General features: G+C 69.8%; 13 protein-coding genes and 1 tRNA gene. 7 read left to right on the top strand and 7 right to left on the bottom strand.

From position 1 onward, the window contains the following. Positions 1–96: 96 nt before the first annotated feature. Together HII36_RS49880 and HII36_RS49875 are read left to right on the top strand one after the other, a co-directional pair. A tRNA-Val gene (locus tag HII36_RS49880) sits at positions 97–171 on the top strand. A 240-nt stretch (positions 172–411) separates the two neighbouring features. Next, entirely contained in the window at positions 412–717 is a 306-nt protein-coding gene (locus tag HII36_RS49875) for a hypothetical protein (RefSeq protein ID WP_173530430.1), read from the top strand. A 223-nt stretch (positions 718–940) separates the two neighbouring features. Here the strand turns inward: HII36_RS49875 and HII36_RS49870 are convergent, their stop codons facing one another. Beyond that, positions 941–1,543 carry a hypothetical protein gene (locus HII36_RS49870; RefSeq protein WP_173530429.1) on the bottom strand — a complete coding sequence of 201 codons (603 nt, stop codon included), beginning with the start codon at positions 1,541–1,543 and terminating at the stop codon, positions 941–943. A gap of 272 nt (positions 1,544–1,815) precedes the next feature. Between HII36_RS49870 and HII36_RS49865 the strand changes: the two genes are divergently transcribed. Next, positions 1,816–2,142, top strand: coding sequence for a hypothetical protein (locus tag HII36_RS49865; RefSeq protein WP_173530428.1), 327 nt, complete (start codon positions 1,816–1,818; stop codon positions 2,140–2,142). 54 nt (positions 2,143–2,196) lie between these two features. Then, positions 2,197–2,622, top strand: coding sequence for a hypothetical protein (locus HII36_RS49860; RefSeq protein WP_173530427.1), 426 nt, complete (start codon positions 2,197–2,199; stop codon positions 2,620–2,622). Here the strand turns inward: HII36_RS49860 and HII36_RS49855 are convergent. Beyond that, positions 2,605–2,937: a hypothetical protein gene (locus tag HII36_RS49855; RefSeq protein ID WP_173530426.1), complete on the bottom strand. Its 333-nt coding sequence runs from the start codon at positions 2,935–2,937 to the stop codon at positions 2,605–2,607. The genes HII36_RS49860 and HII36_RS49855 overlap by 18 nt on opposite strands. A gap of 186 nt (positions 2,938–3,123) precedes the next feature. Here HII36_RS49855 and HII36_RS49850 point away from each other — a divergent pair, with 186 nt between their 5' ends. After that, a complete protein-coding gene (locus tag HII36_RS49850; RefSeq protein ID WP_173530425.1) occupies positions 3,124–3,474 on the top strand; it encodes a DUF488 domain-containing protein in 351 nt (116 codons plus the stop codon). Positions 3,475–3,933: 459 nt separating this feature from the next. Beyond that, positions 3,934–4,350, top strand: coding sequence for an SsgA family sporulation/cell division regulator (locus HII36_RS49845; protein WP_020547189.1), 417 nt, complete (start codon positions 3,934–3,936; stop codon positions 4,348–4,350). A gap of 71 nt (positions 4,351–4,421) precedes the next feature. On the opposite strand, the gene HII36_RS49840 is transcribed toward HII36_RS49845, so the two are convergent. After that, the gene (locus HII36_RS49840; RefSeq protein WP_173530424.1) at positions 4,422–5,039 is read right to left on the bottom strand and encodes a DUF305 domain-containing protein; all 618 of its coding nucleotides are present in this window, start codon (positions 5,037–5,039) and stop codon (positions 4,422–4,424) included. A gap of 89 nt (positions 5,040–5,128) precedes the next feature. Between HII36_RS49840 and HII36_RS49835 the strand changes: the two genes are divergently transcribed. Then, a complete protein-coding gene (locus HII36_RS49835) occupies positions 5,129–6,538 on the top strand; it encodes an LVIVD repeat-containing protein (protein ID WP_328808256.1) in 1,410 nt (469 codons plus the stop codon). Here the strand turns inward: HII36_RS49835 and HII36_RS49830 are convergent. From HII36_RS49830 to HII36_RS49815, 4 genes are all read right to left on the bottom strand, one after another. After that, a complete protein-coding gene (locus HII36_RS49830; RefSeq protein WP_173530423.1) occupies positions 6,535–8,370 on the bottom strand; it encodes a serine/threonine protein kinase in 1,836 nt (611 codons plus the stop codon). The two genes, HII36_RS49835 and HII36_RS49830, sit on opposite strands and share 4 nt — an antisense overlap. 79 nt (positions 8,371–8,449) lie before the next feature. Beyond that, the gene (locus HII36_RS49825; protein WP_173530422.1) at positions 8,450–9,280 is read right to left on the bottom strand and encodes an aminotransferase class IV; all 831 of its coding nucleotides are present in this window, start codon (positions 9,278–9,280) and stop codon (positions 8,450–8,452) included. Continuing rightward, positions 9,277–10,227: a chorismate-binding protein gene (locus tag HII36_RS49820; protein WP_328808255.1), complete on the bottom strand. Its 951-nt coding sequence runs from the start codon at positions 10,225–10,227 to the stop codon at positions 9,277–9,279. Before HII36_RS49820 ends, HII36_RS49825 begins: the two co-directional genes overlap by 4 nt. 29 nt (positions 10,228–10,256) lie before the next feature. Beyond that, the coding region (locus tag HII36_RS49815) for a LysR substrate-binding domain-containing protein (RefSeq protein ID WP_236004898.1) at positions 10,257–10,695 on the bottom strand (439 nt) is incomplete at its 5' end.

Here is a 10,695-nt window from a genome sequence, read left to right as displayed (position 1 = left end):
CCCCTGCCCCGGCCCGCCACCGCGCCTCCGTTTCGCCAGGAGGTGCCGATGTGCGGTATGGTTTTCCCCGTCGGCACCGCAAGAAGCCGACAGGGCGGGCGATTAGCTCAGCGGGAGAGCGCTTCGTTCACACCGAAGAGGTCACTGGTTCGATCCCAGTATCGCCCACCAGCTCAAAGGCCGGTTCCAGTTCTGGAACCGGCCTTTTTGATCTTCTGTGTGTCCAACCGAGTGACACGAAGCCGTGGCGTAGTCCCGGGGCGTTCCCGAACGCGTTGAGGAAGCCTCGCCGTGCGGCTCCGAGATGAGTGGCGGAACGTTCTTGACTCGCATCGTCCAGCGCTTATCTTGTTTTTAGGAAAGTTTCCTAAAGGAAGTGCCCATGCCCCTTCGGAGCCAAGGGAAGAGCACATGAAGATGAACCGGGCGACCACCGCCTTATCCGCCACCGCTCTGCTCACCGCGTCACTGCTGGTGGGCGCCGCGTCCCCCGCCCACGCCACCCCAACGGGCTGCAGCACCTGGCAGCAGGGGTACGTCGTCTACAGCAAGTGCACGGGTGGGACGGGTAGGCAGGCGGTTTACGTGAGCGGCGTGCACGTGAACCCCGCAGTTGGCTGGGTTGCCATGTCCGGCCCGATCGTGGGAGTGGGCGAGACATCGTCGGTCAGCTTCCCGGGCACCGTGTGGTACCGGAGCACCACCCTGTACGACTAAAGCGAGGCCGAGCGGCATGGCGGCGTCCCAGCCTCCGGTACGAGTACGGACACCGTTGGCGAGGTAGATCGAACAGGAACGGCCCCGTGATCATGGGGCCGTTCCCATGTCGGGAGCCGTCGAGCCCGCGCGGTCCGCTGCGCTAGCCGGGAGGGGTGGGCTTGGTTTCGCTCCAGCCCGAGTCCACGACCGTCCGGTAGCTCAGCGTTCGGCCGGGAACCTGTCACTTCTGGCTTTCCGGGCCTGGTTCGAGCTGGATGTCACGGCTGCCCAGGACCTTGCCGGTCTTCTGGTCGAAGAGCAGCTCCCGCTGGATCTTCCCGCGGCCTTCGGCACTGTCGAACGGGGCCGCGAGGCCGACCGCTGGCCGGCCGAGCGGATCCGTGACGGCGCCCAGCCGCCGTACGCCGGGATAGTCGGTGATCAGGCGTATGAGACCGGCTCGTACCTTGGGCGGCACGGGCGTGTCCACGAGGGCGAAGAAGACCCGGCCGAGCACCCCTGTGGGGCCGTCGCAGCGTCTCGGCGCTCCGGACTCGCCCGCGATGAACTTGGCCGAGCCTTCGCACAGCAGCTCGCGCAGCTCTCCGGGGTCGGTGGGCAGCTCTTGGAGCTCCTGATAGGTGAACTGGCCGACGCCGCCGATGAGGAATGTGCCGCCGCCCTGGTCATTCGGATGCTCCTCCTGCCAGGCGCCCAGACCAGCGCCGACGCCGACGCCGGCGCCGAAGTGCTCGGGTTCGTCCCAGGACCGCTCGATCGCCACGGCGTCGTCCTGCAATGGTGGGGCGTCGCCCGGGGGATCGGCCAGGTGGGGCTCATTCATGCACAGGCCTCGAGGTCGGCGGGGCATCGGTCAATGTGTTGTTGTCCGCAGGCCGCTTTCGCCTTCCCGGAATTCCGGTGCGCCGGATGGGGAGCCTCTCAGCGCCCTCGTCCTGTGGGACCTGTGCGCGTGGGAGCTCACCCGTGCCGGCTTGATTCGCGTTGATGGTGAGGCTTCGGCGGTTTTCGGTGTCTTCGAATTGAGGGCGTGCCATGCTCGGCGGTGTGATCAATCGCTTGGCGGCGAAGGGTGGTCTTTCGAGGTCGCGCGTCGTGCTGCTGGTCGTGGTGGCGCTCGCGCTCGTCCTGGCGGGGGTGGTGACGGCCGTCTCGGCGTACGACCCTCACGAGGAGCGGGATCTCTCCTTCACGCTACGGGAGATGCGGGCGGGCCGGATCGCGCGGGCGACCGTGGTCTGGGACGATCAACGCCTCTTCGTGACCACGAACGACGGCCGGCAGTGGTACGCCGAGTTCGGGGTGGCCTCCGGCCGGTCCGGCCGGCCCGGCTTGTCCGACGAGGAGTTCATGGCGGAGCTTTCCGAGGCCGATCCTCTCGGGCGCGTCGCGTTGACCGTCGAGGGGAATTCCTGGGGATGAGGCCGAGGGGGCGTCCCTGAAGGCGAAGCGGCGGGCCGGTGGGATGATCGGCGCATGGATGCGGTTCTTCCTGCGACGTTGCTGACCGTGCTGCGGGATCTCCACGCGAGTTGCGCCGTGCGTCCGAACGTCGGAGAGGTCGCTGGTGGCGGCGGCTGGGATGGGCCTGTCGTCATGCTTTCCGCTCCGGACGGCACGGGGATGGGGGTCCGGATCCCGCGTGACGGTGACCTCGCCGAGCAGCTGGCCGACGTCGCGGATCAGGTCCAGGAATGGGCCGTGCACGCGCTGTGGATGGAGGGGCTGCCGGCGGTATGGCCGGAGTGTCCGGAGCATCCCGGTGGCCATCCGCTGGCGGCCGTGGTCGAAGGTGACACGGCCGTGTGGGCGTGCCCGCGGACGCGGACGGTGGTCGCCCCCGTCGGGAGTCTGCCCGGCTCCGACGCGTCGGAGGGTGGTTCGTCACCCTTGCGGGGTTAGGTTGGCCTGGCCGGCCGACTGGCCTTGCGAGGCTGGTGCCGACTGGCCTTGTGGGGCTGGGGCGGGCTGGCCTGGCGGGTGATTCGGTGTCACCGTCCCGGTGGACGTCGCGATCGCCGGGACGACCGGGCACGCGGCGGGCGGCCGGAGCGCGGTGTGGTCAGCGTCCTGGGCGGCCAGGCCGGCGGCGTAGCCGGAGCTGCCGCTGATCCACAGAGCGGCGGCCAGCGCGAGCGTGACGCCCAGCGGCACGCGGACCGAGCGCGGCTTGCACGGCGCACTACGAATGAACGCGGACGGTGGTAGATCGTTCATCTGAGCCCCCGAGGTCATGAACGCTTCGCGAGAACACGATCACTTACCGTGGTTCGTTCCCCGTTCTCGGCGCGCGTCCCAGATCTCCGCCATGAGATCCATTCCCACGGCGGCGAAGCCGCCGCGTCCGGTAAAAGCACGCGGCGGTGAGACTTCCGATCGGCATCCGGTGGGTAGGCCGCAGGTGTGGGTGCGATAGAGATCCAGCGGGTCTACGATCACCGCGACCCCACCGGCGCGGTGTTCCTGGTGGACCGGATGTGGCCGCGCGGCGTGCGCAAGGACGATCTGCCGCTGGACGGCTGGCCGCGTGACGTGGCGCCGTCGACCGAGTTGCGCCAGTGGTTCGGTCATCGTCCGGAACGGTTCGAGGCGTTCGCCGAGCGCTACCGGCGGGAGCTCGACGGGCATCGGGAAGAGCTGGAGCCCCTGCTCGCGGCCGCGCGGCGCGGGACCGTGACGCTGCTGTACGGGGCCAAGGACACCGAGCACAACCAGGCCGTGGTCCTGCGCGACTACCTGCGGGAGCAGCTGTGATCAGGCCGAGGTCCGGGGCCTGCGGACGCCACGTGATCCATCCGATGTCCGGGCCGTGCGGACCCCGCATGATCCACCCGGCGTCCGGGTGGTCCGCACCCGATGGGGATCGAGGAGGATTGAGAGAAAGGCGGCGGTTGCCCATCGGCGCGAGCGGTCGGTGGCATACCATCGTCGTGTCCCGGAAGACGCCTATCGCGATCTTTTCTCCGGAAACGTTCTTGGTGAGCGCTCCGGGGCAGGCTCGACAACACGCAAAACCCTTGCAAATACGACCCGATTGATGCCGTTTAGCCAGGTAGATGCCTAAATGTCCACCTGTGATGTGCGTTACAGAAGGCCCTAGGAGCGGAATCTTTCCTACAGGTTTCTTCGTTCCGCGTCATAGCTCAGGACGAAGTCCGTCAGAGCAGTGAAAGCCCCGAAGAGGGGACCTACGACGAAAAGGTTTGGCTGACGATGAACAGCACCACCGTCTCCGCCGAGCTTGGCCTTCGGCTTGTGGTCCCCGACCGTACTACCGTCCCCCTGCTCGCCGGACTGAGTTACACAGCCGACGATCCGTACGCCATCCGCATGGCTTTCCACGTAGGGAACGACGAGCCGGTCGAGTGGATCTTTGCTCGCGAACTGCTGACAGTAGGCATCGTGAGGCGTGTCGGCGACGGCGACGTGCAGGTCTGGCCCGCACGCGCCGACGGCGAACGCACGCTGCACATCAGCCTGACGTCGCCGTTCGGTCAAGCGCTCTTCGAAGTACCGCTGGCCCCGCTCACCGAGTTCCTGCACCGGACGTACGAGAAGGTGCCGGCGGGCCGCGAGACCGACTTCATGGATCTCGACGCCGAGCTGACCAACATGCTCTGGCCGTCATGATCGGGTCATAGGCAGTCGGAAAGGCGTCCGTCACCCCAGGTGGCGGGCGCCTTTTTGATATATCCGGGTGATCAGGTCAGGGAGCGGAGCAGGTCTCTCATTCTGGCGATCTCCACCGTCTGCCCCGTGGAGACGTCCCTGGCCAGCAGGCGCATCACCTGGTCCTGGCCGCCTGCCAGCTCCTCCCCCGCCATCTTCACCGCGCCCTCGTGATGGCGCACCATCAGCTCCAGGAACAGCCGGTCGAAGGCCGGGCCGCGGGCCGCGCGCAGCCGGTTCAGCTCCTCCGCGGTCGCCATCCCGTAGTCCCGGCCGGCGCCGTGCGCGTGGTCTCCAGGCACGGGACGGCCGAGCCTGGTCAGCCAGTCGGCCATGAGCCGGATCTCCGGCCGCTGGGCCAGCGCGATCTGGCCGGCGGTGGTGCGGATCGACGTGGTCGTGGTGCGCGCGTCCACCAGCGAGGTCATCTCCAGCGCCTGGCGGTGATGTGGGATCATCGCCTCGGCGAAGCGCACGTCCGCCGCCACGGCCTCGGCCGGCGGCCGGTTCAGGCGCTCCCCCGGGGTCGCCGTCCGCGCCGTGGCGCCCGGCTCGCCGGGCACCAGGACGGGCGCGTCCGTGCCGATCGGCGCGGGCCCGGACGGCTGCTGCGCGCAGGCGGCCAGTGCCAATGACGTCGAAGCCAGCACAAATGGCGTCAGAACTGTGACAAAGAGCGTACGCGAGCGCGAACCTACTGGCATAGCTTCCATAGTGGGCTACAAGACAAAGGGGACGCGTGTTGATCTCTGCCAAGGTGCGCGGAGCGATGGTGTGTGCGGCGCTGATGCTGGCGTCCGCGTGCGCGGGAGGTCAGGGGGTGACGCCCGCGCCGGACGGGGTGACGTCCGCGCCGGCGGAGCAGCCGTCCGGCACGTCCAGCGCCTCCGGCACGGCCGGCGGGGACACCGGCGACGTCAAGATGAGCGACAACGTGAAGCATGTCGCGAACGTGCCGCTGAGCGCGCCGCTCGACGGCCCCCAGGACTGGAACTCGGACCTGGCCTTCCAGGGCGACTACGCGTTCGTGGGCAACTTCGGCGGCTTCTCGATCTTCGACATCAGCGAGCCGGCCAAGCCGAAGATCGTCAGCCAGGTGGCGTGCCCGGCGCAGCAGAACGACGTCTCGGTCTACGGTGACCTGCTGATCCTGTCGATCGACGAGCCGCAGTCCGGCGAGGAGTGCGGGGCCACCGGGGGCGAGCGCAAGTGGGAAGGGCTGCGCATCTTCGACATCAGCGACAAGAAGAGCCCCAAGTACGTCTCCGCCGTCGCGACCGACTGCGGCTCGCACACCCACACCATGGTGCCGGACGGCGAGAAGCTCTACGTGTACGTCTCCTCCCCCGGCCCCGACCCCGGCTCGGAGACCTGCCCGCCGCCGCACGAGATCATCTCGATCGTAGAGATCCCCACGAAGGACCCCAAGTCCGCAAAAGTCGTAGCGACGCCGGATATCTTCCCGGAGAGCCAGAAGGACAGCTTCGCCGCCGGCTGCCACGACATCACCGCCTACCCGGAGAAGAAGCTGGCCGCGGCCGCCTGCTTCGGTGACGGCGTCCTGCTCGACATCTCCGACCCGGTCAACCCGAAGGTGCTCCAGCAGATCCGCGACAAGGAGAACTTCCAGATCTGGCACTCGGCCACCTTCAACAACGACGCCACCAAGGTCGTCTTCGGCGACGAGCTGGGCGGCGGCATGATGGCCACCTGCGACGGGCGCACCCCGCGCACCAAGGGCGCCGACGCGGTCTACGACCTGGTGGACGGCAAACTGGAGCGGCGCGGCTACTTCAAGATCCCGCGTGACCAGGAGGAGCGCGAGAACTGCGTGGCGCACAACGGCTCGCTGATCCCGGTGCCCGGCAAGGACATCATGGTCCAGGCCTGGTACCAGGGCGGCCTGTCGATCTGGGACTTCACCGACTCCGGCGCCCCGAAGGAGATCGGCTACTTCGAGCGCGGCCCGTTCTCCGGCGAGGGCATCGGCGGCTCGTGGTCGGCGTACTACTACAACGGCTACATCTACAGCAGCGACATCCGGATGGGCCTGGACGTGATCGAGATCAACGACCCGCTGACCGATCCGGCCAAGAGCGTCAAGATGGACGACTTCAACGTCCAGACCCAGAAGAGCTACCAGGGCTAGGGCCTGCGGATCTCGCCTTCGCGCCACTTCGTGTACGTCGAGGTGAACGTGGAGGCGAGATCCTGGTACCACCAGGCCACCCGGTAGGACGTGGGCCGGTTCAGCTCGTCGAGCTCCAGGCGCCAGGTCACCCTGGTGCCTTTGAGCTGCTCGTCCTTCCAGCCGGCCAGTTGCAGGATCTCGCCCTTGACCTGGTCGGGCGCCTCCGGCGTGGGCAGGCCGCCGGAGTAGCGCCGGTCCGCCTTGTTCACCTGCGGCGTGCGTGCCACCAGGTCCAGCAGGACGCCTAAGCCGCCCATGACGACCACCATGTCCACGTAGCTCTTGATGTGGTGGGTGGTGTCCGATTCGTGCGGCTTGCCGTCGATGAACATCGACTGGTCGCCCGTGCTGAGGATCGTCACGTTCGCCGGTGGGTCCGATTCGGATTCGTCCGGTGCGATCCGGACGGCGAAGTCGCAACTTCCCGTGCTGAACCCGACGTCGGACCGGTAGGCGATCCGGCCGCGCGCGTCGGCCGCGAACGAGCTCTGCGTCAGGCCGCCCTGGAAGGAGAGGTCGGCCAGCGGGGTGAGGGTGAGCGCGCCCTCGACGGCGATGGCGATCCGCGTGCCGTCGCCGGGCGGCGCGGTGACGGACGGCTCGGGCTGCTCGGACTCGGACGGCTCGGCCCGGGCGGACTCGCTTCCTGAAGCCTGGGCCGCGTCCCGGGTGGGCGCGTCACCGGTGGGCGCGTCACCGGGGGCGGACGAGCCGCCCGTCGCCGCCGACGTGCCGCCGTCGCCGGGACGGGCGTCGCCCGGCAGTACGCCGCGCCACCACAGCACCCCGCCGGCCACCGCCGCCGCGCCGAGCGCCGCCCCCGCCCCGAGCAGCGCCTTTCGCCGCGAGACCCGCTGCGGCAGGTGCTCCGACTCCCCCTGCGGCAGGTGCTCCGGCGACCGCCGTGACAGGTCCTCCGGTACCGGCTCCGGCCTGTGCTCCGACGCCCGCCGCGGCGGGCCCTGGGGCGTGCGTCCTGGATCGCCCGAGGTGGCCGCCAGTGCCGCGCCGCGGGCCAGCGGATCATCCGCGGCGCCGCCTCGCGGGTCCCCTTGGGCCCCCATCTCCAGCAGGTCGAGCAGCACGTCTCTGGCGCTGGGCCGCAGCGCGGGATCCTTGGCCAGGCAGCGCGCGACGATCGACCGCAGCGGCTCGGGCAGATCGCCCAGATCGGGCTCGCCGTGCAGGATCCGGTACGCCACCGCGGCGAACGCCTCCTGCCCGAACGGCGGCCGCCCGGTCCCGGCGAACGTCATCGTCGCGCCCCAGGCGAACACGTCCGAGGCGGGGCCGACCGGGTCGCCGGAGAACTGCTCGGGCGACATGTACGGCGGTGTCCCCACGGCCCCGCCCCGGGTGGCGGTGGCGTCGGCGATCCTGGCGATGCCGAAGTCGATCACCCGCGGCCCGTCCTGGCCCATGAGCACGTTGCCCGGCTTGAAGTCGCGGTGCACCACCCCGGCCCGGTGGATGGCGGCCAGGGCGGTGGCGGTGCCGATGGCCAGCCGGGTCAGCGCCGCCCCGCGCAGCGGCGCCACCCCGGCCAGGGCCGGGCCCTCGATGTACTCGCTGACCACGTACGGCGGCTCGTGGTCGAGGTCGGCGACGAGCACGCGGGCGGTGCAGAACTCGTTCACCTTGCGCGCGGCGGCCAGTTCGCGGGCGAAGCTCCGGTCGATGCCGCCGTTCATCACCTTGATCGCGGCCCGCCCGCCGCCGGCGTCCTCGCCGAGGTAGACCACACCCTGGCCGCCCTGTCCGAGACGGCCGACGAGACGGTAGGGACCCATGACGGACGGATCGCCCGGACGGAGCGGACCAGCAACCACGAATGCCTCACAAGATCAGTGATGAGGCTGAGACTACTGGCTACGGATTCAGATCCGCGGCCGAGCGCTCGGCGAAGACCCGCATGGCCTTGGTGGTGATCGGGCCGGGGGCGACGGGAAGCTCGGTGTCGTCGACCAGCTTGATCGGCTGGACGTCGCGGGTGGTGGAGGTGAGGAACGCCTCCTCGGCCTCGTACAGGGCCGACAGCGGGACGTCCACCTCCTCGGCGCCGAACCATTCGAGCACCAGCGCCCTGGTCACGCCCGCCAGGCAGCCGGAGTCGAGCGTCGGGGTGAGCAGCCGGCCGTCGCGGACGATGAAGATGTTGGAGCCGGTGCCCTCGCACAGGTTCCCCGCCAGGTTGCCGAAGATGGCCTCGCCGCCGCCGCGCCTCTTGGCGTGCAGCAGGGCCTTGGCGTTGTCGCCGTACGAGGTGCTCTTGACACCCGACAGGGCGCCGCGCTCGTTGCGCGGCCACGGGACGACCGCCACGTTCGCGGTCGCCGGGAACGGCTTCTGCTCGTCCACGATCACCACGGCGGTGGTGCCCTGGTCGCCGCGGTCGGAGCCGAGCGGGCCCGGGCCGCTGGTGTAGGTGATGCGGATGCGGCCGAGCGCCCAGGCGGGGGCGGCGGCCAGGCACTTGGCCACGCCGTCGGCGATGGCCGCCAGGTCGGGCTCGGGCAGGTCCATGCGCTGGGCCGAGAGCGCGAGCCGGTCGAGGTGCCTGGTGAGCGCGAACGACTCGCCGTTCACGATCTTGATGGTCTCGAAGACGCCGTCGCCGACCATCAGTCCGTGGTCGAAGACCGAGACGGTGGCCTGCGTGGGGTCGATCAGTTCCCCGTTGACCCAGACAGGGATGTTCATGGAGCTCCTCCTGTGGATGCCAATGTGATGAGTCTTGCTGCCTTCAGCTCGGTTTCGAGCCATTCGCGCTCGGGGTCGCTGCCCCAGGTGATGCCCGCGCCCGTGCCGAAGCGGATCTCGTGGCCCGAGATCCAGAAGGTTCTGATGCCGACGGCCAGCGCCGCCCTCCCCCGGTCGGCGTCGACCCAGCCGACGGCCCCACAGTACGGGCCGCGCGGCTCCGGTTCGAGCTCATTGATGATGCGCAGGGCCGACGACTTCGGCGCGCCGGTGACCGAGCCCGGCGGGAACGTCGCGGCGAACAGCTCCGGCCAGCCGGCATCGGGGGCGAGCCTGGCGCGAACGGTCGAAACCAGGTGGACCAGCCCCGGATGCTCCTCGACCGCGCACAACGCCGGCACCTCGACCGAGCCGACCTGGGCGACCCTGCCCAGGTCGTTACGGACCAGGTCGACGATCATGACGTTCTCCGCGTAGTCCTTCTCCAGCAGGTCGTCGGCGGTGACGCCGGTGCCCTTGATCGGCCGGGACTCGATCACGTCGCCGTCGCGCGACAGGTACAGCTCGGGCGAGGCGGACACCACGCTCAGCCCGGGCACCCGGATGACGGCCGCGTACGGCGCGGGGTTGCCCTCGGCCAGCCGGGCGGCGAGCGCGAGCGGGTCGGCGTCGTGCGGGATCGGCGCGGTCAGGATTCGGCAAAGGTTCGCCTGGTAGACCTCGCCCTGCTCGATGTAGTCGCGGATGGCCCGGACGCCGCGCTCGTAGGCGGCCCGGTCGAGCGAGCTGCGCCACTGATCGGGACGTGGACCGTGCCAATCGCCGGCCGGGGCAGGCAGGGGCGCGGGACGTACGTGGTCGAACCTGGCGCACGTCACCTTGCCCTCGTAGTCGACGACGACAGCCCACCAACCCTCGCCGTCGAGGGCGGCGAGGTCGGTCGTCACGTCGCGAAGCCCCGTCGCGAGTGTGTGCCCTAAGTGGGCGAAACCGTCGTACACACCTCCCATTGTCCCAGCATCTCGACGAGGGCCAGCGCGGCGGGTAGCGCGACCTCCGGGAGCGCCGCGTACACCGTGCGTGCGGGGGCCTGTCCGGCCCTCAGCGGGCGCAGCACCACATCGGCGGGGACGGCGCGGGCGGCCAGCTCGGGCACCAGGGTCACGCCCAGGCCGGCGGCGACGAATCCGAACTTTCCCGACCATTCGGCTACCCGGAGGCCGGTGCGCGGGGTGAAACCGGCGGCGGCGCAGGCGGTGGCGAGCAGCGTGGGCCTGCCTTGGGGGGCGGCCTCGATCCAGGTCTCGCCGGCCAGCTCCCGCAACTCGATCCCCGGATCCTCGCGGGTCTCGGCGGCGGAGGGCCACTCAGGAACCCGCCCTTCGGGGGTGGGAGCCACGACGGCGGGAGCGGGA

Source organism: Nonomuraea antri (assembly GCF_013283785.1).
Classification (GTDB): domain Bacteria; phylum Actinomycetota; class Actinomycetes; order Streptosporangiales; family Streptosporangiaceae; genus Nonomuraea; species Nonomuraea antri.
The sequence above is the reverse complement of the archived record's forward strand: the minus strand, read 5'-3'. Positions and strand labels throughout refer to the sequence as shown.